The sequence below is a fragment of the Phaeocystidibacter luteus genome (assembly GCF_008933115.1).
In the GTDB taxonomy this organism is placed as follows: domain Bacteria; phylum Bacteroidota; class Bacteroidia; order Flavobacteriales; family Schleiferiaceae; genus Phaeocystidibacter; species Phaeocystidibacter luteus.
The window spans coordinates 217,046-242,599 of the sequence record NZ_WBVO01000002.1; the positions used below are offsets into that span (position 1 = coordinate 217,046).

The following is a 25,554-nucleotide window of genomic DNA, read 5'->3' on the forward strand; positions in this document are numbered from 1 at the left end:
CAGATGGGCAGAGGGTAGGGTTGTCAGTGCCTAGATTCACCATACCTCCGTTGGTAACTGCATCAGCCTATCAATAGCGTCGCATCGATCATCTTCAGACACATCTTTCAACCAAAATCAGGACGAGTCATCAGTCTAACCCTCTAACCCTCCAAAAGTCTAATAGTCTATTGGTCCATAGGTCCATATGTCCAACGCCCCTTCAATCCCCCAGTAACCTTATCTTTGCCTCATGGCCAAGAACAAACTGAAGAAGTTCGCCGAGAACGCGGAAATGCGTCACGTTATAGAGCCGAATTGGGCCGACGTGAACGCCGATAAATTTGAACTCAAAGGCAAGTGGAGAGAGGAGTTCTTTAAGAACGATAATCCCATCGTTGTGGAACTCGGATGTGGTAGAGGCGAGTATACCTTCGGTTTAGCCATGCGCAACCGAGACGTGAACCACATCGGGATGGATATTAAAGGCAACCGACTTTGGAACGGCGCTAAATGGGCGCAAGACGAGGGTCTGACTAACATTGCCTTCTTGCGGACTCGAATCGAACTGCTTGACAAAACCTTCGCCGAAGGGGAGATTGATGAAATTTGGATTACGTTTCCCGACCCACAGATTAAGTATAAGCGCATGAAGCACAGGATGACAAATCCCGAGTTTCTGTCAATGTACAGGAAGGTGCTTTCAGATCGCGGGGTAGTTCACCTCAAATGCGATAGCGAATTCCTGCACGGGTATACGCATGGCGTGGTGCAAATGCTGGGCTACCCGGTTGAAGAGGCTTATCACGACATAGATTTCCAACTCAAGGAGCAGGATCCAGAGCATATACTCTTCACAATTCAAACGTATTATGAGGAGATGTGGCGCGAACAAGGTAAACCTATCAATTACCTAAGGTTTAGGTTTCAATGAGCGATAAGTCCGATTTCTTCGAAAGGGTTTATGACGTAGCTCGAAAGATTCCAGAAGGCCGCGTTACGAGCTATGGCGCTATTGCCAAGGCAGTGGGTGCTCCGCGTAGCGCTCGAATGGTTGGGTATGCCATGAATGCCTCAATGAATCAACATGACGTGCCCGCGCATAGAGTAGTCAATAGAGTAGGGATGCTTACGGGAAAGCACTACTTTCAAGGTTCGAAATTGATGCAGCAACTCCTGGAGAACGAAGGTGTGAAAGTCATAGAGGATTGCGTGCAAGATTTCGATTCAGTATTCTGGAATCCCATCACGGAATTAGGACTTGACGTAACCACCAAAATCGACTAGTATGAACGTCGAAGAACTGCACGCCTTCTGCATGACTTTGAAAGCCACAGAAGAGACCTTCCCCTTTGATAATGAAACACTCGTATTCAAAGTGATGGGTAAGATGTACGCCATTATTCCACTCGAGAGTCCAACTCCATCTATTTCTTTGAAGTGCGACCCAGAAAGAGCGATTGAACTTCGCGAGGAATATGACGGAATCAATCCGGGTTGGCACCTGAGCAAGAAGCACTGGAACTCTGTTGCTACTGATATTACACCTAGAGATCTCGTAATCGACCTAATCAAACACAGCTATGAGCTTGTGGTAAAGGGGCTTACGAAAAAAGCACAACGCGAACTGGAAGAGCTATGATTAAGAGAGTCATCAAGTACTTTTTACAAGGACTGCTATATACGGCCCCTGTGGCTGTAACACTTTACGCATTCTACCAGGTTTTTTATTGGGTAGATCACATGATTGATGGACTCTTACCCGAAGACTCCGAAATGAGTTTCACCGGTCTAGGGGTTATCGTAATCTTCGTTGGCGTTACGGCAGTTGGTGTTTTTGGAAGCTACCTCCTCAAGTTTCCAATCTTTAGTTTGATTGAAGATAAGCTAGAGCGCATCCCGGTTTTCAATCTGATTTACACATCCATTAAGGATTTTCTAAAGAGCTTTACGGGTCAGCGCAAAGGATTCAAACACCCTGTTCTCATCAAGCTATACGAGAACAGTGAGATTCGCCGATTGGGTTTTGTGACGGATGACGCTCAAGACCTTTTGAAAGACGATGAAGGCACCTTGGTAACGGTTTATGTGCCGCATTCTTTCGCCATTTCCGGACAACTCTTCATGGTTCCGCCGAAGTACATCACTGAAGTAAAAGAAAATTCAACCGATGTGATGAAGTATATCCTCGCTGGTGGGATTACGGAGGTGGGGGAGAAAGAGGAGGATGCTGGCGCATAAGGATTGTCCTCCTTTTTAGTCGGACAAAAGGTTCCCAGCCTAGCGGCTGTGAAAGGATTGCAGCATGCGCTGCAAAAGAAGCCTTGTATTTTCGAGAGCGGAAGTATATTGCCTCAAGCCTCAAGCCTCAAGCCTCAAGCCTCAAGCCTCAAGCCTCAAGCCTCAAGCCTCAAGCCTCAAGCCTCAAGCCTCAAGCCTCAAGCCTCAAGCCTTAGACTTTACGTCCAGTCTAACCCTCCAACCCTCTCACCCTCCAACCCTCTAAATTGTTACCTTAGCCCCCATGAGCCGCATCTCCCAAGACACCATAAATAAAATCTTCGACGCCATTCGAATTGAAGAGGTTATTGGGGAGTTTGTGCAGCTCAAAAAATCTGGGAGTTCCATGAAAGGGCTGAGTCCTTTTACGACCGAGAAAACCCCGAGTTTTATCGTTTCTCCCGCTAAACAGATTTTTAAAGATTTCTCTTCTGGTAAGGGTGGTACGGCCGTGACATTCCTGATGGAGCACGAGCACTTTACCTATCCAGAAGCGTTGCGCTGGCTCGCGCGCAAGTACAACGTGGAAATTGAAGAGGATGAAGTTACCGATGAACAGCGCGAAGCAGCTTCGGAACGCGAAAGCTTGTATGTCGTTTCAGAATACGCCCAGAAATATTTTGAGGACAGACTCTGGAACTCTGAAGAAGGGAAGAACATCGGACTAAGCTATTTCAAAGAGCGCGGATTCACGGAAGAGACCATCAAGAATTTCCATCTCGGGTACTCGCCAGATGGACGCGGAATCTTTAGTGATGAGGCGATTTCGAAAGGGTACGCAGAAGAGTTTCTCGTCAAAAGCGGTTTGTCCATCAAACGTGACTCGGGTGAGTTGCTAGACCGATTTTGGGGTAGGGTAATTTTCCCTATTCATAGTCTTTCTGGCAGAACGCTAGGCTTCGGGGCGAGAACACTTAGAAACGACAAGAAAACCGCAAAGTATCTCAACTCTCCAGAGAGTGAGATTTACCATAAGAGCAAGATCCTCTACGGCCTTTATCAGTCGAAAGGCGAGATCGTAAAAAAGGATAAGTGCCTACTCGTTGAAGGGTACACCGATGTTATTTCTCTCACTCAGGCGGGAATCAAGAATGTTGTAGCTAGCTCTGGTACGGCACTTACTGTGGAGCAGATTAGGCTCATTCGAAGGCTGACGAACAACGTTACGATACTTTATGACGGCGACGCGGCCGGTATTAAAGCATCATTCCGCGGAATTGACCTAATTCTCGAAGAAGGTTTAAACGTTCGCGTGCTCCTTTTCCCTGATGGAGAGGATCCGGATAGTTTCGCTCGCAAACATCCTCAACATGAACTTGAAGATTACCTGAAGGAGGAAGAGACCGACTTCATCAGCTTCAAGGCTAAAATGTTGATGGCTGATAGCAAGAACGACCCTATCGCCAAGGCGAATGTGATTCGAGATATTGTAGAGAGCATTGCTCTGATACCTGACGAAATTTCTCGCGATATCTACCTGCGTACATGTGCGCAAATTATGGAGATGGAAGAGAAAGTTCTCTACGCAGAACTCGCTCAACTTCGCAAAAAGCATCTCGACGATAAGGCAAAGCGTTCTCGCACCGAGCAGCGACGCATGGAAGTCGTTCGTCCGGAAGTGGCGCCGCCTGAGTCGCTTACCGCTACGGAGGAAGCCTTTCTCTCAGATGCTCAAGATAGCCTTCACTACAAGCAAGAAGAGGCCATCATTTGGATTTTGCTGAATCACGCGGAAGATATCATCCGGTATGACGAAGATCCAGAAGACCCTAAGAACAAAGAGAAGATAGAAGAGCCGGCCGGGATCTTTATTCTAGAGGAATTGATGGACGATGGATTTACCTTCGAGAATGCCATCTTCCAAACGGTATACGATCAGGTGCTCGAGGCTTATAAGAATGAGGATCCTATTCCTACCGGGAAGGACTTTGCCAGATCCGAAGATCAACGTATTTCGTCAATGTCGACGGATTTGATGACCGAACGATACGCCCTGAGTGACTGGAGGAGAAAAGAAGTTTTCATAACGGATCGATCGGTGCATTTGTCGAAGTTTACCATCGAGGCTGTACTTCGATTCAAGGCCTGCAAGGTTGAAAAGTTAATTGCTGACGTAAAGGATCAACTCAAGGAACACACCTTAGAGGATTCTCGTGATGCTTTGGACCGAATTCAGAAGTACACTAAGATGCGCAACAAAATCAATCTCCAACTAAACCGAGTGATTTGAATCCAATTGTACTCCTTCACGGCGCTCTTGGGGCAGGTTCACAACTGGAGCCTATTGCTCGGGAAATTCGACAACAAACAAGCAGAGAGGTTTTTGCGTACGAATGTCCGGGGCATGGCGGACAAGACGTGCCAGAGGAAGGGTTTGAAATGGGCACTTTAGCCGCTCATTTCGGCAAATGGCTTGGTGAGAACAATATTTTGGGAGCTGACGTCTTTGGCTACAGTATGGGAGGGTACATTGCCCTTCTCACTGTTCGTACACATCCGGAGAGAATTCGTCACATCTTGACCCTGGGGACCAAGTTTGATTGGTCTGTGGAAGGAGCTAAGAGGGAAATGAGATACCTCGATCCAGCGTTGTTGGAGGAGAAGGTACCAAAGTATGCGGCTCATTTACAGTCGCTGCATGGTGGAGCCTGGAAGGATGTTTTAAGTGCTACGTCTCAACTCATGACCACACTAGGCGCGAATCCGTTGCTCAATGAGCACAACCTTCAGTTCATTCAACATCCGGTAGTTATCACTCGCGGCAGTGAAGACAAGATGGTCAGTCGAGAGGAGTCTGAGAGCGTTAGCCTTTCACTCGTCGATGCCCGATATGAAGAAATAGAAGGTTGGGAGCATCCGCTGGAGAAGTTGGAGCCTGAAGCAGTTTCGAGATTAGTGACTCGAGTATTCGGAAGATAAATTCTGAATCACTTACTCATTAGCGAATAATCCAAACCGAAGTACATTCCTGACGCTGAAAGGACATTGCCTTCCAAACTGACTGGACTAATTATCACTGAATTCAATGGATTTCCGACCTGACCACCAGCTAATTCAACAGGGTCAAGGGGAAGTACCATTATTCCGAGATACGAGGCTTCAGCTGTTCGAAAATTCTGGAATTCAAATTGAGGTAATTCTAGTATGTGGTCGGATCTGTTGCCTGTTCTGTCATGTACAGCCAACACATCAATTTCATAGAAGACTTGAGCAGAGAATATAGAATCGGGGTTGGTGAGTGGTAAGGAATCCTGTATGTTGATCCATGCAATTCTATACCTCGTTAAATCCGAATCGTTGGTTTCAATTTTTTTCACATCATGGAGGATCAGAGTCTTCCACTTACATGTGTCTCCAGTTGGAATGAAATACCCTAGCTGGCCAAGGTCAGGGGAGAATTCAATCCTCGGCCTCTTGGCTGCTGATTTATATTCTCGCAGAGCACCCTCGGAATACACCTCCACCTCCAGGAGATCATGATGCATTTTGATCATTTCAAGTGTGTCAGGGAGTAATTCATTTTTTGATAAACGTAAGGAGTGATAACCACAAGATATTATCGCCAAATCAAAAAGGCATCTTTTCCCAGAAGTGCTCTGGGTGAAGGTCAAATCTGATATAGAATCAGCGATGATTATAACATAATCACTCACTTGTTCTTTCGCCATACGGTCATATAGCACTACCTGACATTGTGCAATGCCAGGTAGTGCTATGAGTAGATATATTACTAGTTTGGACATGGCTCCGTATTGTAAGAGTGTTCTCCCCACAACCAGTGATCGTACCAATAGAGTCGGAAGTTCATAGCGGGATGATCATTGCATGGACCATGTTCTCTATCTCCCCAAAAATTTCTTACGAACCAGTCACCAACGTCAGAAAGCCACCCGTCCGTTTTTCCTGAAAGCGGGTATGTGTTCTCAAACATATCCATCAAGCGTTGCTTCCATAAAGGATCATCAACAAAAATTCGTGTATTCGTGCCAAGGGCCAAAACAAGGTCTGCCGAACACTCAACGCTAACTATTCCCTTGGAAGTACTTCTGACTCTAAGGTATCCAGTGGCTAATACTTCGGTTGATTCTGCATCAAACCCTGTATGCTCGAAAGGACCAAGGATAATAGTAGATACTTCTTCTGCTAAATAAACTTCATCCTTGACTTCAGATGGAATTTCAAATTCCAGCATCGAAGTCAGAGATAGATTCTCGAAATGTCTGTCAGAAGGAATCTGTTCATTAATGGTGTTCTCACCACACCTGACAAAAAGAAAACTGACGCTCACTGCTAAAATCAGTGAAGTACAATTTGGAGGTATAAATCTCCATGAAAAGCTGAGAAAAGTTTTACCTGTCATAACAAGTAGTTTTAAAATCACCCATTTCGTATAGGCACCGATTCAGAATTGTTCCGAATGCTATATGGACTAAAGTCACTTCAACTTTGGTCTAGGCCTAAACAGCTGTAACTGGGTGGTCAACTAGTGTAGTGTGACAGGCTGTTTGCTCAAATATCAAGCACTATTTTTGAATTGGTCCTGATTTCAAAAAAATATTTTGAGATGAATCCAACCGAATGGGAATTTGATTGGAAATTGAGCGTGCTAGTACGTATTTGTTCTTCATTGGAGATGATTTGAGTATTGAAACTCATGCTCTAATTGGTACTATTCCAATTCTTCAATAAAGAATCCCTCATTATTGAAGCACGTGGTGAGCAATGTCGTATCGAGCTCATCGCACACGATTCTCAAGATTTTATCCCTATCCTCCAAGTCAAAACTCCATGAGCTACCGCTAAGAACGCCGTCCAAAAGTTGATTGACATGTTCTAGAGTATTCTCTTCTACAGAAGTTTTAAAGACGTAAACATTCATGATTCGCTCTTTAAGTGAATAGGTCTCAGAATCTTTCTGTCGATGTAAAACGTCCCAAAAGGAATTATGCACGCAATCATCACCTTGAATGTTGTGCTTCTGAATTTCCATCGATACTCGGTGGCAACACCAATAGTGTTCAGAATGAACAGAACGAAAAGTGCGCCGTGAATAGGTCCTAAAATTTTCGATAGTTCATCCATCGAAAAGAGGTGCTTCAAAGGAACGGCTACAAAGACAAGAACTATCAATGAAGTCCCCTCCAGAAATGCCAACATGCGAAGGCGTCCAATATTTGAGTTGAAGTATCGTCTCATTAGAAGGGTCGGATTAAGGGTCGGTTTGCCAAGGGTGAGAAGGGCCAAGGAATAGCGATCAGAATGATCATTAAACCAACTGAATACCAAAGCAGCATGGTTTTGAACTTATCTAAGTCTTGATTCTGTCTTTTCGCTTTTGCTGAGCCGATGGTTATCGTCACTATCGCTAGAATCATCAACGAAATATGAACAACCCCGTAGAACGTTGGGTCCCAGTTTGTGGAACTTTCCGTTTTGTTGTTAAAGAAATAGGAAACGATGGGACTTTTCAAATACAGAAGAATACCAATGATGAGCTGAATGTGCGCTATAGTCGCCGTCCTGTGACGAAGCTTGTTATCCGATTTCGAGAATCTCTTTTTATATAGAATACCGCGATGGAAATTGTGATAGAAAGCAATAGGGCAACAAGGACAAGCCATCTAAATAAGGAATGTAAGGGTAAGGCAAATGCATACATACTCTGTGTCGTTTGAGAGGTGCAAAGTTAGATTCACCTAAATTCAACACATGGTATCAATCATTCCATTACTAGGACTTTTCAATCATTTTTCTGAATTCAGATGGGGCAATGCCTTCCTTCTTTTTAAAGAATCTTGTAAAGTATGAAGGGTCTGAGAATCCCATCTCAAATGAGATTTCACTTATAGAAAGATCAGATTGATATAGGAGGTATTTACTTTCGATCATTTTCACCTCATCGATGAGTTGGGAGGCCGAATTTGTGGTAATCGCCTTCACTGCCTTGTTTAGGTGGTTCGGGCTGAGGTTCATCAACTCGGCGAAATCAGACACCTTCAAGTTCTTCTGTGCGTGAGTGTGAGCAAGGGATTTCAGCTTAGAAACAATACGAATGAAGCTGTTACGCTCCTTATAGCTGTTCAATCCAAATAACACGTTTAACTCGGAGAGTAGTGCGTATAAATACGATTGAATGATTTGTGGATTGGGTTTGTCAACACTCCTAAACTCACGTACAAGTCTTTCAAATACGTTATCTACGGCACCTTTTGAGTGATGATCAACGTTAACAACCGAAGGATGTCCCACCTCCAAGAATTCGAACTCCGATACAAGCGAGCGGTTTCCAAATCGTCCTTCGAGAAGGTCTGGATGAAAGTGACAAGTAAAGCCTTTATTTTTTGTGATGATATGCTCGACCGAGAACACAGTTCCAGCCTGAATGACCAAAACGTTGCCCGCCTCAACTGTGTACTCTTCGAAGCCAATTTTCGTTTTGTACGATCCTTCAGTGATGTAAATTATCGTGTGGCTTTCTTCCCTTGAAGGTTTAATGGGTTTAAGCACACCTTCGATGAGATCTTCTACGCGCAAACAGAAGAAATCAACAATACTCTTCTCAAATAACCTATTCAGTTCAGGGTCATCATTGAGATATTCTTTCCTGAAATCCTCAGACTTATATGTTTTGATGGATGGTTTCATTCAAGGGGGACCCAATCCAGTATTGAGGTTTCCCAATATATGAATCTTGAGTAGGAGGTGCTAGAACAACTTCCGCAACACCTTCAATGACCATTCCGTATACGGCGCATATTTGAATCCTGGGTCAAACCACATTCCTGAGCTAACCATCGCTTTCTGATGTGAGAATGCGTCAAACCCAAATTTGCCATGGTAATTACCCTGACCCGAGTTTCTAACCCCGCCAAATGGTATCTCACTACTCGTGAATTGAACAACGGCATTGTTCACACTTCCTCCACCAAAGCTCAAATCTCGAATGATTCCCTTTTGTAATTTCTTCGATTTCGTGAAGACGTACAGCGAAAGTGGGTCAGGATTTCTCCTAACCGTATCGATAATCTCTTCGTAGCTGTTGTATTCGATAACGGGTAGTATCGGGCCGAAAATTTCTTCCCTCATGATCCGTGAATCCAACGATACATTGGTAAGTAGGGTGGGTTCTATTCTTCGATTAGACGCATCGTGTTTTCCTCCAATCGCAATGTCACCATCACGCATGAGCTCCGTCAGTCGCGAAAAAGCTCTATCATGGATGATACTAGCCAAATCAGCAGATTGCATAGGATTCTCGCCATAGCTCTTCTTTAACTCCTCCGACATCACCACAAGAAAATTCTCTTTTGCCGATTTTTCAATCAAGATGTAGTCTGGCGCCACGCAGGTCTGACCAGCATTCAAGAATTTGGCTAAGATGATGCGCCTCACCGTCGTTCTCATGGGGGTTGTCCCATCAATTATAGCTGGACTCTTACCTCCGAGTTCGAGCACGCAAGGAACTAAATCTTCGGCTGCCCTCTTGGCGATAATCTTGCCCACGGCCGGCGAGCCTGTAAAGAATACGTGCTGCGGACGATAGGCGTCGAACACCTCGGGTACGACCTTTTCTCCTTCACCTTGAACAACGGCGACATATTCCTTTGGGAAGATCTTTGTGATGAGCTTCTCAACAACTTTTGCCGTTGCCGGGGTAAGCTCCGAAGGTTTTACCAAAGCTGTATTTCCTGCGCCCAGGCACGCTATCAAGGGTTCGAAAACGAGTTGGAATGGATAGTTCCAGGGAGCAATGATGAAACATCTACCCATCGGCTCGCTGTAAATCTTACTTCGGCTGGGGAAAAGGGGAAGAGGAGAAGGGACGGATTTCGGACGAACCCAGCGTTTCAAGTGCTTCGTGAAATGGTCAATTTCTGAATAGAGCAATCCGATTTCAGACGTCCAAGTTTCCCACTTTGGCTTGCTAAAGTCGCTTTTCAAGGCGGCGATAATCTCTTCTTCCATCTCCTGAATTCCCCGCTTTAAGGCTTTCAGGTATTTTAGTCTGAATCTATAATCACGCGTGGCATTCGATTGGAAAAAGGCCGTTTGTAAGTCCTTTATTTCTTCAAGCTCATTTGCATTCATCATCTTCTACTGTCTGTCTTTTGCGGTCATCCAATGAGTTCGCTCTTCCTTGTCGAGCTTCTCAATTGAATACCTTAACGCAGTTCGAGGCATATGGTGCGCATGATGCTCTAAAAACTGTCGAAGTAGCACAGGTTCTCTATTGCCCATCTCTCGCAACATCCAACCTACCGCCTTGTGAATGAGGTCGTGCTCGTGAAACAACAAGACCTCGGCCAACTCCAGAGTGTCACCGTACTGCTTGTTTTTAATGAACCAATAGGTCGAAACCATCGCAATTCGGTTTTTCCAGAGGTCTTCCTCCAACGCAAACTCTCGAAGGATTGCTCGGTCCCTATCCAACAACCAATCTCCCAGCAGGTAAGGGGCGGAGGAGTCTACCAAGTCCCAATTGTTGATTCCTTCCAGATTGTTTAGGTAAATCTGTATCAGTTCTTCGCGGCGAGTTTGGTCTTTCCGAGCTTTCTTGTATTTATGAATGAGGATGAAAACAGCAGTCAGTCTGACCTCATGCCATTTCGAATGCAGGGATTTAATCATCTCTGCATCGGACATATTAGGATAGAAATCCTTCGCCACAGCGCGCATATCCGGAACCTTGTTCCCTATAAATAAGTCGCCTTCCGCATATTCCCCTTTGCCCGATTTGAAGAACTTTGGATTGTGTTCTTTTCTCGCGGGAATGCTTAGCGCTTCTAGGGCGGTTACCAAATCGGCTGACGATTTTACCACTATTTCTTCTTTAGCAATTCAAAGTTCTGAAACGACCAAAGAGGGTTTCCACCATTGAAGGTGTTCTCAATAAAGGAAACCAATCGATACTTCGTCTTTTCGTGTTTATGCTTCTGACGATATTTATTCGGTGAACCGGAGTATTGAAGTTTCTCTTTCCAATGAAAGTCCTTCATCCATTCTTCCATAACGGCTGGATGAGTCCCCTTGAATTTTGGGATTCGGTTCAACGGACCATAGTCAAATTCGTCGGGCATATTTTTCAACAACCGCTCTCCCTTTTTCTTGCCGTGGAAGGTTCCGAAGGTTTGTTTGCGCTTGTTTGACATCACACGTGGTGGACGAGCATGACCATAGTGATAGATGTACGCATCGAGCGGAATCACACGCAACTTGCGGGTTCCTTCTGTCCGCATGTATTCTTCATAGGTGTCCTCCTCGAATTTGTCGAACACACGAAAGCTCTGCGCATCCTTCCAGCTGTGAATCTCCGGCTTGTTTCGGATAATTCTTATCTCGTGCTTGTACCATCCATGCGAACGATGCACATGGTCGTAATCGCCCCAAAAGTGGTTGTAGTTGAAGAGAAACCCTTCCACCTGCGGATCGTCAACGTACTTTTCTAGTGCTTCGCGAATCTCGGGATGGTCTTTCTCGTGAATCGCTTCATCACACTGAATATAGAGCAGCCAATCACCCGAGCAGTTTTGCTTCGCAATGTCGGTTTGATGTGCGTACTCCGTATTCTTCAAGTACTTTCCATCCTTGTCCCAAACGGTGCGAACAATCTTGATCTTATCTGAATCAATCGAACGGATGATTTCTTCCGTTCGGTCGCTCGCATCGTTGTCACCTAAGGCGATTACAAATTCATCGCACAATGGCAGAACACTCTCTATACTCTCCTTAACAGGGATGTAGAGTTTGTCAGCATTGCGAACGAACGTAAATCCACTTACCACCATTTAACCTTCGTAGTTAAGGAGGTGGTCCATCGTTTCGCGAGCAACGGCGTGGTAGTTAGGACGCGCCTTCGTGTAAACGTTCATGGCCCAATCAGACTTGTCGCTCTCTAGCATCGCGCGATAAGTAGGGGTTAGGAATTTACGACGACCCACGTTGATCAAGAAGTTTTCTACTACTGGTTTAACCGGTTCGTATCCAGCACGGATAGCTGGTTGGAACCATGCTGCGAGAATCTCACTGTTCCCGCTTTGTGTAAAGCCGTATTTCTCGTCTGCAGCCTGAACCTGAGCTAGCGTAGCACCCTCAAGTCCGTGAATGAATCGCAACCACTCATGCGTAGACCATTCGTCTGTAGTTTCAGTAGCCAAGAACTCTCCGTTTTCCATGAACATGGCAACGGCCTTGTCTACATTTTCGAAACGAGCAGGCGATGGAACTGGAGCGTTTTCAGGTAGACCGGTTTCATAAATCCATTTGTCAACCCCAATACTTGCAACCTCTTCTTCTGTAAGTAGGTCTTCTTTGAGTAGGGCTACAAATTGCCCTGTAGTCATTACCTCAAAAGCATGTGTCTTGAAATAGTTTTTCAAGAATGAATCAAAACGGTCACGTCCAACGGTTTCTTCAACCAAACGAAGGAAGTGATAGCCCTTGTCGTATGCGATGGTTGTTACTCCATCGTCTGGGTTTCTATCTGTCAAATCGATGGCCAATTTCGTATCGTTTGGATGCTCTTTCATGAATTCAGCAACCTCATCTTTTAGGCCTTCGTGAGAAAGGCTAGCGAGCATTTCGCTGTAATCTCTACCATAAACTTCTTCCATAATGCGCTGCTCGAAGTACACGGTGAAACCTTCATTTAGCCAGAAGTCATTCCAAGTGGCATTGGTCACCAAATTGCCACTCCAGCTGTGTGCGAGCTCGTGTGCAACGAGGCTAACCAAACTGCGGTCACCCGCCAAAATGGTTGGCGTTGCAAAGGTGATTCGTGGATTTTCCATTCCACCAAATGGGAAGCTGGCCGGAAGCACGATAATGTCGTATCGACCCCATGCATATGGACCGTAAAGTGATTCGGCAGCGGTAATCATCGCATCGATATCGGCGAATTCCCAGGCGGCATCCTCTACGATATTTGGTTCAGCATAAACTCCTGTATTCTCACCAATAGCGCGAAACTCAATGTCGCCAATTGCCAACGCCATCAAATAACTTGGAATGGCCTGTGGCATTTCAAAATGGTATGTTCCATTCTCAGAAAGCTCTGTTGGATTGCCTCCTGCGCTCATTACAGGCATGAGGTCGGCTCTAGTAGAAACATCCGCATTATAGGTGAAGCGAATTCCTGGGCCATCTTGACAAGGAATCCAGGTGCGAGCCAAAATTGCTTGGCTCTGCGTTAGTAGGAAAGGAGCAGTTTTGCTCGAAGTCTGCTCAGGATCCAACCACTGGAGTGCTTTCGCGTCTGGACTAGTTTTGTAGGTAATCACTACGTGCTCGGTGCTCGACGTAATGGGCACGACGAGCGGAACGCCCATAATTTCATCTTCTGTTCCAAGCGTGAATTCAACTTCACCGCCGTCATTGGTTGACACACTTTCGATGTCGAGCATGTCGGTATCAAAGATGATTTCCTCAGCTCCTTCTGCAGTTTCGATAGTCCAGTCGGCAATGCCAGTGATCATCTTTGTTTCAAAATCGACATCCAAAGTGATGTCCAAGTGCTTCACCGCTGCCTCATTCGGCTTTGAGAAGCTGTGTATGTCTTCGGCATATTTCTGATTCATATCACCGCTAGTTGAGTCCGTGTTTTTGTCGGAAGGCGATTGGCAAGCTACCATAGCTACCGCAGCCAATAATGCAAGTTTTTTCATGGGAATGACTTTGAGGACACCAAGGTAAAAAAGTCGTAGATTCGATGTATGGAAATTCGTTACGAGTCTAACCGACCACGCAATATTTTTATCTCGCTACTGGTAAACACGTTGAGTATTTTACTCGCGTCGTACCTCCTAACCGGAGTTCATGTAGCAAGTCCAACCAAGGCAATCATAGTGGCAGCGGTGCTTGCGCTGCTAAATGTGACGCTGAAACCGTTGCTGATTATCCTCACTCTGCCACTCACGCTGTTCTCATTTGGACTATTCTTATTTGTGATCAATGCGATAGTAATCTACGTAGCAGCAGATTGGATTGACGGCTTCGGAGTAGATAGCTTCTGGTGGGCCGTGTTCTTCAGCCTATTGATTTCTATTATCAATAGTATTCTCTACAGTTTTGGAGAACGACAACAACGAGACTGATTAAACCATCTACATAGAAAAAGGCCGGTGTTGAATTATTTCAGCACCGGCCTTTTCAATAAGTTAATGATCCTGAATCTAGTTCAGTACAAGTTTCTTGGTGATTGCACCTTCATTGGTGATGACATTCAAGAAGTAAATTCCACTCGGATTTCCGGAGAGGTCAATCATGGTTCGAGTCGCTTCAGCTTTCCCTGTTTGAATAGGTCGGCCTTGCATGTCTACAACAGTCCAGCTTTCAACAGCTCCATTTCCACTGTAGAGCATCTCAAATACGCCGTTCGATGGATTTGGTGCTACGTCGAGGAATTCATCTAGTGTCTCAGATGAAGTTGATAGCTCCCCACCAATGGTAAACATGTGTCGGTACTCCGTTCCAAAATCAGTTGGAAGTTTTAGGAAGAGTGGATTTGTGCCGCCATTGTTTCGCAACTGGACGTATCCTGCTCCGTCGTTGTTCGCCCACCAAGCGAGTCCATCTTCTCCGCGATCCATAATTCTCAATTCGTAGCATCCGCTAGCAAGGTCGAGGGTGTCGTAGAAGAACTGGTTGCTCGCCATGTTATCGCGACTTGCAATAACGCTTCCGGCATCGTCGTAAAGCTCCCAGTGAGTTTCTGCTCCGGCTGCATTCGTACGCGTTACCACCACTAGGTTGTGAGGGTGTACCACTGGAATTTCAAAGCTGCTATGCTTCATGTTGTTGTAGGCTACTTCATCGTTTTGCACGACCACTTGCGCCATGAATTCTGCACTTTGAGCATTATCCCACGGCCAAGGTCCAACCATTGGGAGGTATACCACCTCAGACTCTCCAAACTCCAAGTTACCGGTCCACGCCATATCCTGAATCCAACTTCCTGGAATTCCATAACGGATGGTTGCGTTGGTAAGGGCATCTCCACCTCGATTTGTAATTCGAACTATCGCTTCTCTACAAGCTGGATTGTATCTGCGGTACTCATCTTCGAGGTTTGGCGCAATAATCTCGGTTAATTCGGCGTCGACATCAATTTGAAAGTCACCGTACTGCACTAGCACGCCGTGGAGCTCATATCCTGCCGGCGTTTCTCCAGATGGAACAGTGTAACTATATGCTTCCACATCAATATTAAGTTCGATACTATCCTGTGTATTTGCGTCAATTGCTCCGATTTCATCTTTAAAGATGATGGCATCGTCGCCCGGACACCAGTTCGCCCTGTCGTAGAGCCAAGTTCCTCCTTGTGGATAAATAGGATTCATTCCACAATCGTCTCTCCACATATCGTGACGAGCCACTTGGCTACCATCTCTGTACAACGTGAAGTGTCGGTTGCAGAACTCCGCACAGTTGAGTGAATTCACGAAGCCGTGACCTGTTGGTGTGAATCTGAATTGTCCATCTACAGCCGCCGCATTTGCCGCTACTTTTCGCGGAGGCAAGTGTGTGTTTTCGAAAGTTGAGGTTTGAATGTATTGCCCGTAGCTGTGATAAACCCTGTCCATTTGCACGACAGGACGGGGTGTTGTTCCTTCGATGAAGATGAAATCGACGGTCGCGCTAAAGCCGCTAGACCAACCTTTATAAATTGCCGAAAAGGCAACCGTATCTTTTAGGAGATGGGCGTAATCCGTGACGTCAAACACAAAGGGATGCTCCCAGTTATTGTCGTATCCGGCCGAACCTTGGCGCATGTAGCCTCCGTATGGAGTAATAACGCGGCCCAGTTCCCAAATGCGCTTCACTTCGAAGACGTTCCAAGTGGTATCTATAACCAAAGGGTTCGTAGAAATGGTATCTATTGAAGCTACGTTTGAATCGAGCGCTCCGGTAGGTTCGTAGAGATGGATAGCAGTTGTGTAGTCCCAATCGCTGCATCCGTTGCTGGCGCATCCCATGGTGTACACCATCAGAATTTTGTTGTAGCTCGTATTTCCGTCCGGCAGGATGGCCGTGTCACGGTAATTGCCATACCATGTCATGTCAAGGTGATCCATGGCTCTTACCACAGTTGTATCACCAGGACCCGCAAGTGCGAAAAGCGGGGCGAAGAGTAGTACAAGAAGCGTAGTTGTTTGTCTCATTCCGTTTGTGTTAGATGTGCAAGATAGCGCAAAACGCTGGCTTGGAGTGAGATTTGAAAGTGTGAAAGGAGGGCTCCGGTCGAGTATGATACTACTTGACGCGCTCGATTACGTAATCGACCAATTCAGTCATCGCCGTTTTGTACTCCGACTCTGGATAGGAGGCCAGTATTTCCAGTGCCTTCTCCTTGTATTCATTCATGCGTTGAGTGGCATATTCAATACCACCGCTTTGTTGAACGTAAGCGATAACCTCAGCCACCTTCTTGGGATTGTCGTGATGTTTCTTCACAATTCTGATAATTCGTTTCTTATCAGAACTAGACGCATTGTTAAGTGCGTAGATCAAAGGCAGGGTCATCTTTTGCTCCTTGATATCGATACCTGTTGGCTTCCCAGTTTTATTACTTGCTTCGTAATCAAAGAGGTCGTCCTTAATCTGAAACGCTATGCCCAACCACTCGCCGAATTGGCGCATTCTTTTGACGGTGTCTGCATCTGCTCCAACACTAGCTGTTCCAACACCGCAGCAGCTGGCAATCAGAGATGCGGTTTTTTGACGAATAATCTCGAAGTAAACGTCTTCATTGATATCGAGGCGTCGGGCCTTTTCTATTTGAAGAAGTTCGCCTTCAGACATCTCTCGAACTGCGGTAGATACAATTTGAAGGAGTTGGCTTTCGTCATTGTCAACCGCTAGCAAGAGCACCTTTGACAAGAGGTAGTCGCCCACGAGAACGGCAATTTTGTTCTTCCAAAGGGCATTAATGCTGAAGAAACCACGACGCATGTTTGCGTCATCCACAACGTCGTCATGTACCAATGTGGCGGTATGCATCAGCTCAATGAGGCTTGCGCCGCGGTAGGTAGACTCGTTTACTTCGCCGTGCATTTTAGCGGTGAGGAACACGAGCATAGGGCGCAGTTGCTTGCCCTTTCTACGAACGATGTAATGGGTGATGCGGTCGAGCAGGGCAACCTTGCTCTTCATGGCTTCTTTGAACTTAGGTTCAAAGGCGGCCATTTCTCCCGCTATGGGTTTTTTGATGTGGTCGATGGAAGCCATGCGATGGCCTCAAAGGTAGCAAAGGCCCAATTAATCTGGACCATTTTCAATAATATTTGAAAGATTTTGAGCGACCTATAATTGCGCACTATCTTTTCCGTTCAATCAAGCATCATGATCCGATTATTCAAGAGCATATGGTTCCGCCGAATCCTCCGAATAGGAGTGGCTTTGGTAGTCATTGTGCTCTTGGCCGACCGGCATGTTACGCATAAAACTACCGCGTATTGCTATTCTTCAGTTGAAGAAACCCCTCACGCACACGTCGGGGTAGTATTGGGTACTTCGCCAAAACTTGTAGACGGTCGTGATAACCTCTATTTCAAATACCGGATTGACGCCGCAACTCGCTTATTTCTCAAAGGCAAGATTGATCGAATTCTGGTAAGCGGAGATAATCGAACCATCTATTACAATGAGCCTGAGGAAATGAGAAAGGCCCTGTTGGAGAACGGTGTACCACCCAACCGAATTCATCTTGATTATGCCGGACTAAGGACTTTTGATTCCATGGTGAGAACTAAAGAAGTCTTCCAGCAAGATTCAGTGATTGTAATCAGTCAGGCTTTTCACAACCAACGTGCAACGTACATTGCCCGGGCAAAAGGTATTCATGCCATTGGCTTCAATGCAAAGGATGTTCCCGTTGGGTTTGGACTCAAGACCCGAATTCGCGAAGCATTGGCTAGAACGAAAATGGTGCTAGACGTGTATGTTTTGGGTACAGAGCCACGCCACCTCGGGCCACAAGAGCACATTCCTGCGGATTAAATGCCCCGTGCTTTGCAAATACTATCGTAGGCTTCCTGAACCTTTAAGAATTTAGCCTGACCTGCCTTAATTACATCCTCACCTAAATGTTGGAGTTTGTCCGGATGGTATTTCACGGCCATCTTTCGATAGGCCTTTTTCACTTGGTCGTCCGTGGCATTGTTGTCAATCTCTAAGATTTTATAAGCGGATTCAAGGTTGCTTGCAGGATTGTACGTTGCGCGAATCGACTCAAAGTCGGCATCGCTGATGTAGAGGTTACGAGCAATTTTGCGAATCACGTTGAGCTCGGTTGCATCTACGGATCCATCAGCCAAGGCAATTCCAAAGAGGAAATGCACGAGTTGAAGTCGGCCAGAGTGGGCCATGTTTCTACGAATCTGCTCTGTGATTTGAGCGGTTTGGATGTCCTTATCCACTAAACTTTTGAAGATTCGAAAGCTCTCATTTGCCTTTTCCTTCCCGAAAAGTGAAACAAACTTGCTTCTGACGAAGTCTAGCTCGCGTTGGTCTACCACTCCATCGGCCTTGATTACTACCGCGGAGAGGACAAGTAAACTCAGGTGAAAATCCCCTGCTTGCGTATGGTCACGTCCCGTTCTTTTTCCACCGGTGGTGAACCTTCTGGCTTCTCTTTCTTTCTTTTCGCTGCTGTCCGTAGACGTTAGGTATTCACCTGCCGCAGCGCCAATTAATGCTCCAATGGGGCCGCCTAGTATCCATCCGCTAACCCCTCCTATGATTGTCCAAATTCTTTTCACGCTATAAATGTAATATCTTCTCGCTCATGAGCGCCCCCACTCCAAAAGATCTGTTGAGAATAGCCGATTGGATTCTGGATTCTCCCGCCTTTTTCAATATGGCAGAGAACTGGGATTTTGATGATGATTTTAAACGAAAGCTCGACAGGAATCGTCTACTTACCAACTTAGAATTCACCGCGGCCGTTTTGCACGAAACCAGGTTGAGAATGGGACGAATTTTTGAGCGTGTTGTGTTCGCGTTGTTTAATGCGCATCCCGACTATCAGGTACTGGCTACGGGGGTGGGAATGTTTGAAGAAAAGAAACAGTTGACCGAGCTAGACATTCTTATGCGAGACAAGGAGGGAAGGGGATTACACCTCGAGGTTTCTGTGAAATTCTATCTCTACCTTTTTGAGGATGGGAATCTTCGTGTCGTTGGTCCAAATAAGCAGGATGTGCTCGAGAACCGTATGGCCAAGTTCAAAAGGCAGCTAGACTTCGGGCGAATGTACGTTGCGGAGAATTTTCCGGAAATAGACTTTGATCATCGTGTTCTTTCGCGTGGACGAATATTTCAACCGGAGAATGGGAAGTTTTCTCATCCTCTGATTTGTGATGATGCAGAAGTTGGAATGTACACGGATGGAGTAGTTCCTAAAGGTTGCAGCCTTCTTGAAAATCGCTGGGAATGGATTGCTTGGCCTCCTGTTGAATCTCGAGGTGAATTGTCTGTAGCAGAGGACGAATCACACGGCTGGAGGATGATGGACGGTGCGCCGCAGCACATTATCGTGCTTCCTTCCTAGAATTTATTTCCCTTTTCGTCGTCGGGGTTCTTCAGGTATTCTTCGGTCTTGTCTACCAAATTCCACCATCTACCGCTGTTTTCATCTGTTTTGATGCCGCGCTTCTCCAGCTTGGCGATGTATTTTTCGCGCTGGTTGGTCTTGAGGTCGTATCGATAAAATAGGATGAACGGAACCCATAAAAAAGCAAACGCCAGCATTCCGGCTGGGAATGCGTGGCGCAAAAAGGTTTCAGAGTCGCGGGTAAAGAACCCCACGCCAATGGTAATGAACACGATGGCTGTGATTATTCTTGCGGCAATAGACATGCTGCAAAGATAGTCACTGCGCTATACGTATTCTGACATGGTGATTGCAAAACCTACGATTAGCGCGATTATAAAAATCACGCCCGCGATTTGTAAGTTGATTGCTTTCATAATCAGTAGATTGTAGTTGTTCGGAAATGAATTTACAAAATAATTTCATTTGTAACCAAATCCTTACAAGCTGTCTGCAAAGAAGATAGACCCGATAACGATGACAATGATGAGTGCAATAACGAAGATGATTTGCGCCCATTCTGCTTTCGTGCGCTTTCTTTTGCGTTGACGCTGCATGCGCTTCGCTCTTTGCCGTACGGCTTGTCGCTGGGAATATGACCGTCGATCTCTAGGGTCTGCCATAACTACTCATTTAGGATTGTTCATCTTGAAGTTAATGAATTCAATCTAAATGAGGGCTGAGCGGTAGGACGAATACTACGAAATAGGGTTCATGACTACTGAAAAGATCACGATGCCGTTTGGATCTCTTCCGTAATGAAGCTTATCAATTGCTTCTGGGATGTCTTTAGCGCGGAAATACGAGGTGTGGAGTTCTTCTTTTTCACGCATCGCCCACTGGATAGTGTACGTGTTCTCCTTCTCTTTGTACGTTTTGACGTAATCGAACATCTTCTTGAGAACATCGACCTTGTCGTAGCCTAAAGAAGATTGAAATAAGAAGCTCTGATCGTGACGTGGGTTTACGGTAATAACGTCCAGACGCATTTGCTTTCCCTTGTCTTGATAATCGAAAATGATAGAAGTGGAACCCAAGTTTAGGTAAGATTCAATTTCTCCTTGAAGTTTGGCGATTTCGAGCGTCTCTTGATCAGACATGTCTTCTGCTTTGGTGGTGCAACGTAAATACTGTGTAAAGATAAGGTCAATCTATCAGATAGTAGCTGTTTTCATGGGTTAGAAAAATTCTCAGCCCATCCGATTCTATCACCATGTAACGCTCATCGATATACCATATTTCAAGCTTTTGACGAGGACCAGTTTCCGTTTTGTAAAGCTCTATAAAGTTCCCTTTTCTCTGGAAGTAGCCCTCTACCGTCAAGCCAATCTGTCTCGGGTTATTTGGGTCGATGAATTGTATCATGAATTCCGTTCCTGAGAATGCATATCGGTCACCCACCGCTTCTTGCAGAGATTCTACGGTTTTCGGATCCGACATGTCCCAATATGCCAATGCCTCCCAAGAACCCTTCTGTAAGAGTGAATCTACGTTGCCGTTGACTGTATGCTCCTCTAGTGTCAACGCCTCTAGAACAACCTGCATAACGCTATCTGCAGCTGCCGTTTGTGCATTCGAGTGAATGGAAAGTGCAATTGTGAAGATGAATATCAGTCTCTTGACCATAGCGAATAGAGTTGTTCTTTTCTGTTCCATCCTAGACTTACCAAAAGCATGCCGTATGCCAAGGAGAAAATGACAGAGAGTGTGAACATTGAGAGAATAAAAACAAAGAGGAATAGCACCCAAGTGAGGAGCACTTGCGTTTTTGATGTCTCGCGCTTCGAAAACTCGAGAATTCCACCCAATGATAGAATAATCAAGGCAGCAACCCATCCCGCAGTTGAATCCACAAAGAGCTGTCCAAACCACAGGAATGCGTAGGCGGTGATTAGCCAGACTAAGACCGCCATGAACTTTTGTTCTGCCTTCATGGGTCGAAGGTAAAAGAAAACCCTGACGTTGCTTGCGCAAGTCAGGGTCATTCTCACCGTTTTCCGGTACGCTATGAACGTTTATGCGAAATGATTAAGAGCCACAGGCTTCGCACTCATCAGGATTGTCGATGGAGCATGAAATCATTTCTTCTTCGGTGTACGACTTTCCTTTTTCTGGAAGTGCAACCGTGTTTTCCATAGTCATTGAAGCTTGTGCTTGGGCTAGCTTCTGAGCGTTCACTTCAGCTTGTGAGTTTGCTGCTGCTTCGGCTGCAGATGGTGCTGCTGGCGCTTCAACTTCTGGCTTAGATTCGGTAACAGGCTCAACCTCCGACTTAGCTTGCTTCGATACGGTGAACTTAATCGCCGCTGAAGCTGCCTTGGTGCGCAAGTAGTACATACCTGTTTTCAAACCTTTCTTCCACGCGTAGAAGTGCATAGAAGTTAGTTTACCCATGTTTGGTGCCTCGATGAAGAGGTTCAAGCTCTGAGACTGGTCGATGAAGGCACCGCGATCGGCTGCCATGTCGATGATGTCTCTCATAGAAAGCTCCCAAACTGTTTTGTAGAGTTCCTTGATGTTTTCAGGAATGGCATCAATGTGCTGGATAGAACCGTTTGCACGCATGATTTCATTCTTGATATCCTCATTCCAAAGACCCAACTTCACGAGGTCGAGTAGGAGGTGCTTGTTCACGACGATGAACTCACCTGATAGAACGCGACGGGTGTAGATGTTGGAGGTGTAAGGCTCGAAGCACTCGTTGTTTCCAAGGATTTGGCTTGTTGAAGCCGTTGGCATTGGAGCGAGTAGGAGTGAGTTGCGTACACCTGTTTCCATCACATTCTTGCGAAGATCTTTCCAATCCCAACGTCCGCTGAGGTTGTCTTCAGAGATTCCCCACATGTTGAATTGGAATTCACCTTTAGAGATAGGCGAACCTTCCCAAGTCTCGTAAGCTCCGTCTTCCTTCGCGATGTCCATTGAAGACTTCAATGATGCGAAGTAGATGGTTTCAAAAATTTCCTTGTTCAACTGCTTAGCTTCATCCGAAGTGAATGGGTAGCGTAGCATGATGAACGCGTCTGCCAAACCTTGAATACCGATTCCGATTGGACGGTGGCGCATGTTGCTGTTGCGCGCTTCAGGGATTGGGTAGTAGTTGCGATCGATGATCTTGTTGAGGTTCTTCGTGATCTTATAGGTCACGTCGTACAACAACTGGTGGTTAAACTCACCGTCTTCGATAAACATCGGAAGTGCAATAGATGCAAGGTTGCAAACTGCAACTTCATCTGGAGCAGTGTACTCGATGATCTCTGTACAGAGGTTCGAGCTGCGAATAGTTCCGAGGTTCTTTTGGTTAGACTTCTCGTTGGCCGCATCCTTGTAAAGCATGTATGGAGTTCCAGTCTCGATTTGAGACTCCATAACTTTCTGCCATAGCTCACGTGCCTTGATCGTCTTGCGACCTTTACCTTGAGCCTCGTATGAGGTGTAAAGCTCTTCGAACTTCTCGCCGTAAGTATCATAGAGATCCGGGCACTCATTTGGATCCATCAAGGTCCATTCTGCGTCTTCTTCAACACGCTTCATGAACAAGTCGTTAATCCAAAGTGCGTAGAACAAGTCACGTGCACGGAGTTCTTCCTTACCGTGGTTCTTCTTCAAATCGAGGAAGTCGAAGATATCTGCGTGCCAAGGCTCGAGATATACAGCGAATGATCCTTTACGCTTACCTCCACCTTGGTCAACGTAACGAGCTGTATCGTTGAATACGCGAAGCATAGGAACTAGACCGTTGGAAGTACCGTTGGTACCGCGGATGTAAGATCCCGTTGCGCGAATATTGTGAGCGCTTAGTCCGATTCCACCTGCACTTTGTGAAATCTTTGCGCACTGCTTTAGTGTATCGTAAATGCCGTCGATGCTGTCATCTTTCATTTGAAGGAGGAAGCAGCTTGACATTTGTGGCTTAGGGGTACCCGCATTGAAGAGGGTAGGAGTGGCGTGTGTGAAGAATTTCTTCGACATGAGCTCGTAGGTCTCCACCGCAGCTTCAAGGTCGTCTTTGTGAATTCCGATAGACACACGCATTAGCATATGCTGAGGGCGTTCAGCGATTTGCCCGTTTAGGCGGAGCAAGTAAGAACGCTCGAGAGTTTTGAAACCGAAGTAATCGTAAGAGAAGTCGCGGTCGTAGATCAAAGCTGAATCTAGGAACTCGGCATTCTCTTGGATAATTTCATGCACGTCTTCGGCAATCAACGGAGCTTTCTTGCCCGTTTTTGGGTTCACGTAATCGTGGAGGTCTTTCATCGTTTCCGAGAAGGACTTCGTGGTGTTTTTGTGAAGGTTAGACACGGCGATGCGTGCTGCTAGCTGAGCATAGTCTGGGTGCTTGATGGTCATCGAAGCGGCGATCTCAGCAGCAAGGCTGTCGAGTTCAGAAGTAGTAACGCCGTCGTAGAGACCTTCAATCACACGCATGGCTACTGCCACTGGGTCAGTCAGAGGGCCCAAACCGTAGCATAGCTTCTGTACGCGAGCCGTGATCTTGTCGAACTTGACGGCTTCCTTGCGGCCGTCTCTTTTAATTACGTGCATGTGTGTAGGATTTTGGGTGGAGTGTTGAACTTTTGGGGGACTTATGGTCTAGAAATCGTCGTCGAAGCTGAAGGTGTTCTCCTGCTTCTCCTCGTCGGCTGCTCCTGTACCTACACCCGCTTTGCGGTAGTCTGATACACGCTTCTCGAAGAAGTTGGTCTTTCCTTCTAGTGAAATCATTTCCATGAAGTCAAATGGATTGGAGACGTTGAATACTTTTTCGCATTCGAGTTCTACCAATAGGCGGTCAGCCACGAATTCGAGGTACTGAACCATCAAACGAGAGTTCATACCAATGAGGTCAACCGGTAGTGATTCTGTGATAAACTTGCGCTCGATATCCAAAGCCTCCGTGATGATCTGCTTGATGCGATCTTTCGGTACTTTGTTCACGAGGTGATGGTTGTGAAGGTGACAAGCAAAGTCGCAGTGCATACCCTCGTCACGAGAGATCAACTCGTTAGAGAAGGTAAGCCCTGGCATCAAGCCGCGCTTCTTCAACCAAAAAATTGAGCAGAAAGAACCTGAGAAGAAAATGCCCTCAACCGCTGCGAAGGCAATCAATCTTTCTGCGAACGATGGAGACTCAATCCAACGAAGTGCCCAGTCTGCCTTTTCCTTAATCGCATCAAACGTGTCGATAGCGTGGAACAGACGGTCACGATCCGCCGGGTCTTTGATGTAGGTATCAATCAACAACGAGTAGGTCTCACTGTGAATGTTCTCCATCATGATTTGGAATCCATAGAAAAACTTCGCCTCTGTATATTGAACCTCATTCACGAAGTTCTCAGCCAAGTTCTCATTTACGATCCCATCGCTAGCCGCGAAGAACGCCAAGATGTGTTTGATGAAGTATCGCTCATCATCATTCAACTTGTTCTCCCAATCCGTCAAATCAGAATGCAAGTCAATTTCCTCTGCTGTCCAGAAACTAGCTTCAGATTTTTTATACCACTCCCAAATGTCGTGGTGCTGTATTGGAAAGAGAACGAAGCGGTCTTTGTTCTCCTTTAGAATTGGTTCCTCTACCTGGCTCATAGCGTTAATTATCTAGGGACGCTTCCTCTCAGAGCGTCGATTAATAGAAATTATGTTCTTGATTGTCAGGACTTTAGAAAGTCGCGAGCATGCAATGGACAGCGGGGTCTGCGTCATGCTCT

General features: G+C 46.0%; 28 protein-coding genes. 9 read left to right on the forward strand and 19 right to left on the reverse strand.

Features of this window, described 5'->3' with window-relative positions:
- The first annotated feature begins 232 nt into the window (after positions 1-232).
- The 6 genes from trmB to F8C67_RS04785 all read left to right on the forward strand — a co-directional run bounded on the left by trmB (position 233) and on the right by F8C67_RS04785 (position 5,178).
- Positions 233-913, forward strand: a complete 681-nt coding sequence (gene trmB, locus F8C67_RS04760) for a tRNA (guanosine(46)-N7)-methyltransferase TrmB (protein ID WP_151666664.1) — start codon at positions 233-235, stop codon at positions 911-913.
- Positions 910-1,266, forward strand: coding sequence for an MGMT family protein (locus F8C67_RS04765; protein ID WP_151666665.1), 357 nt, complete (start codon positions 910-912; stop codon positions 1,264-1,266). Before trmB ends, F8C67_RS04765 begins: the two co-directional genes overlap by 4 nt.
- Before the next feature lies 1 nt (position 1,267).
- Entirely contained in the window at positions 1,268-1,621 is a 354-nt protein-coding gene (locus F8C67_RS04770) for an MmcQ/YjbR family DNA-binding protein (protein ID WP_151666666.1), read from the forward strand.
- Positions 1,618-2,220: a DUF502 domain-containing protein gene (locus tag F8C67_RS04775; protein WP_223277515.1), complete on the forward strand. Its 603-nt coding sequence runs from the start codon at positions 1,618-1,620 to the stop codon at positions 2,218-2,220. Before F8C67_RS04770 ends, F8C67_RS04775 begins: the two co-directional genes overlap by 4 nt.
- Positions 2,221-2,503: 283 nt before the next feature.
- On the forward strand, positions 2,504-4,489 hold the full coding sequence (gene dnaG / locus F8C67_RS04780) for a DNA primase (RefSeq protein WP_151666667.1): 1,986 nt from the start codon (positions 2,504-2,506) through the stop codon (positions 4,487-4,489).
- On the forward strand, positions 4,486-5,178 hold the full coding sequence (locus F8C67_RS04785; RefSeq protein WP_151666668.1) for an alpha/beta fold hydrolase: 693 nt from the start codon (positions 4,486-4,488) through the stop codon (positions 5,176-5,178). The genes dnaG and F8C67_RS04785 overlap by 4 nt, the downstream gene beginning before the upstream one ends.
- Positions 5,179-5,186: 8 nt before the next feature.
- Here F8C67_RS04785 and F8C67_RS04790 read toward each other — a convergent pair whose 3' ends face one another.
- From F8C67_RS04790 to F8C67_RS04835, 9 genes are all read right to left on the reverse strand, one after another.
- The gene (locus F8C67_RS04790; protein ID WP_151666669.1) at positions 5,187-6,002 is read right to left on the reverse strand and encodes a hypothetical protein; all 816 of its coding nucleotides are present in this window, start codon (positions 6,000-6,002) and stop codon (positions 5,187-5,189) included.
- Positions 5,990-6,451: a hypothetical protein gene (locus F8C67_RS04795; protein ID WP_151666670.1), complete on the reverse strand. Its 462-nt coding sequence runs from the start codon at positions 6,449-6,451 to the stop codon at positions 5,990-5,992. Before F8C67_RS04795 ends, F8C67_RS04790 begins: the two co-directional genes overlap by 13 nt.
- Positions 6,452-6,928: 477 nt before the next feature.
- Positions 6,929-7,138: a hypothetical protein gene (locus tag F8C67_RS04800; protein ID WP_151666671.1), complete on the reverse strand. Its 210-nt coding sequence runs from the start codon at positions 7,136-7,138 to the stop codon at positions 6,929-6,931.
- A complete protein-coding gene (locus tag F8C67_RS04805) occupies positions 7,135-7,455 on the reverse strand; it encodes a DUF3817 domain-containing protein (protein ID WP_151666672.1) in 321 nt (106 codons plus the stop codon). The genes F8C67_RS04800 and F8C67_RS04805 overlap by 4 nt, the downstream gene beginning before the upstream one ends.
- Positions 7,456-7,989: 534 nt before the next feature.
- Entirely contained in the window at positions 7,990-8,904 is a 915-nt protein-coding gene (locus tag F8C67_RS04815; protein WP_151666673.1) for an AraC family transcriptional regulator, read from the reverse strand.
- 60 nt (positions 8,905-8,964) lie between these two features.
- Positions 8,965-10,350: an aldehyde dehydrogenase family protein gene (locus F8C67_RS04820; RefSeq protein WP_151666674.1), complete on the reverse strand. Its 1,386-nt coding sequence runs from the start codon at positions 10,348-10,350 to the stop codon at positions 8,965-8,967.
- 3 nt (positions 10,351-10,353) lie between these two features.
- The gene (locus tag F8C67_RS04825) at positions 10,354-11,079 is read right to left on the reverse strand and encodes a DNA alkylation repair protein (RefSeq protein ID WP_223277516.1); all 726 of its coding nucleotides are present in this window, start codon (positions 11,077-11,079) and stop codon (positions 10,354-10,356) included.
- On the reverse strand, positions 11,079-12,044 hold the full coding sequence (locus F8C67_RS04830; RefSeq protein ID WP_151666675.1) for a glycosyltransferase family protein: 966 nt from the start codon (positions 12,042-12,044) through the stop codon (positions 11,079-11,081). Before F8C67_RS04830 ends, F8C67_RS04825 begins: the two co-directional genes overlap by 1 nt.
- Positions 12,045-13,919 carry a M1 family metallopeptidase gene (locus tag F8C67_RS04835; protein WP_151666676.1) on the reverse strand — a complete coding sequence of 625 codons (1,875 nt, stop codon included), beginning with the start codon at positions 13,917-13,919 and terminating at the stop codon, positions 12,045-12,047.
- 48 nt (positions 13,920-13,967) lie between these two features.
- Between F8C67_RS04835 and F8C67_RS04840 the strand changes: the two genes are divergently transcribed.
- Complete coding sequence (locus F8C67_RS04840; RefSeq protein ID WP_151666677.1) at positions 13,968-14,348, forward strand: phage holin family protein; 381 nt, start codon at positions 13,968-13,970, stop codon at positions 14,346-14,348.
- A 78-nt stretch (positions 14,349-14,426) separates the two neighbouring features.
- On the opposite strand, the gene F8C67_RS04845 is transcribed toward F8C67_RS04840, so the two are convergent.
- A complete protein-coding gene (locus F8C67_RS04845; RefSeq protein WP_151666678.1) occupies positions 14,427-16,415 on the reverse strand; it encodes a T9SS type A sorting domain-containing protein in 1,989 nt (662 codons plus the stop codon).
- Positions 16,416-16,506: 91 nt separating this feature from the next.
- Positions 16,507-17,481 (reverse strand): polyprenyl synthetase family protein, encoded by a 975-nt coding sequence (locus F8C67_RS04850; RefSeq protein WP_151666679.1) that lies wholly within the window; start codon positions 17,479-17,481, stop codon positions 16,507-16,509.
- A gap of 114 nt (positions 17,482-17,595) precedes the next feature.
- Here F8C67_RS04850 and F8C67_RS04855 point away from each other — a divergent pair, with 114 nt between their 5' ends.
- Positions 17,596-18,252: a SanA/YdcF family protein gene (locus tag F8C67_RS04855; RefSeq protein ID WP_151666680.1), complete on the forward strand. Its 657-nt coding sequence runs from the start codon at positions 17,596-17,598 to the stop codon at positions 18,250-18,252.
- On the opposite strand, the gene F8C67_RS04860 is transcribed toward F8C67_RS04855, so the two are convergent.
- A complete protein-coding gene (locus F8C67_RS04860; protein WP_151666681.1) occupies positions 18,249-19,013 on the reverse strand; it encodes a TerB family tellurite resistance protein in 765 nt (254 codons plus the stop codon). The two genes, F8C67_RS04855 and F8C67_RS04860, sit on opposite strands and share 4 nt — an antisense overlap.
- Positions 19,014-19,039: 26 nt before the next feature.
- Here F8C67_RS04860 and F8C67_RS04865 point away from each other — a divergent pair, with 26 nt between their 5' ends.
- Positions 19,040-19,804 (forward strand): DUF1853 family protein, encoded by a 765-nt coding sequence (locus tag F8C67_RS04865; protein ID WP_151666682.1) that lies wholly within the window; start codon positions 19,040-19,042, stop codon positions 19,802-19,804.
- On the opposite strand, the gene F8C67_RS04870 is transcribed toward F8C67_RS04865, so the two are convergent.
- The 7 genes from F8C67_RS04870 to F8C67_RS04900 all read right to left on the reverse strand — a co-directional run bounded on the left by F8C67_RS04870 (position 19,801) and on the right by F8C67_RS04900 (position 25,432).
- Complete coding sequence (locus F8C67_RS04870; protein WP_151666683.1) at positions 19,801-20,112, reverse strand: hypothetical protein; 312 nt, start codon at positions 20,110-20,112, stop codon at positions 19,801-19,803. The two genes, F8C67_RS04865 and F8C67_RS04870, sit on opposite strands and share 4 nt — an antisense overlap.
- A 174-nt stretch (positions 20,113-20,286) precedes the next feature.
- A complete protein-coding gene (locus tag F8C67_RS04875) occupies positions 20,287-20,469 on the reverse strand; it encodes a hypothetical protein (protein WP_151666684.1) in 183 nt (60 codons plus the stop codon).
- A gap of 75 nt (positions 20,470-20,544) precedes the next feature.
- On the reverse strand, positions 20,545-20,946 hold the full coding sequence (locus F8C67_RS04880) for a hypothetical protein (RefSeq protein ID WP_151666685.1): 402 nt from the start codon (positions 20,944-20,946) through the stop codon (positions 20,545-20,547).
- A 46-nt stretch (positions 20,947-20,992) separates the two neighbouring features.
- A complete protein-coding gene (locus F8C67_RS04885; RefSeq protein ID WP_151666686.1) occupies positions 20,993-21,472 on the reverse strand; it encodes a hypothetical protein in 480 nt (159 codons plus the stop codon).
- Complete coding sequence (locus F8C67_RS04890; protein ID WP_151666687.1) at positions 21,457-21,780, reverse strand: hypothetical protein; 324 nt, start codon at positions 21,778-21,780, stop codon at positions 21,457-21,459. The genes F8C67_RS04885 and F8C67_RS04890 overlap by 16 nt, the downstream gene beginning before the upstream one ends.
- Before the next feature lie 94 nt (positions 21,781-21,874).
- Positions 21,875-24,391, reverse strand: coding sequence for a ribonucleoside-diphosphate reductase subunit alpha (locus tag F8C67_RS04895; protein ID WP_151666688.1), 2,517 nt, complete (start codon positions 24,389-24,391; stop codon positions 21,875-21,877).
- A gap of 48 nt (positions 24,392-24,439) precedes the next feature.
- Positions 24,440-25,432: a ribonucleotide-diphosphate reductase subunit beta gene (locus F8C67_RS04900; protein WP_151666689.1), complete on the reverse strand. Its 993-nt coding sequence runs from the start codon at positions 25,430-25,432 to the stop codon at positions 24,440-24,442.
- Positions 25,433-25,554: the final 122 nt, after the last annotated feature.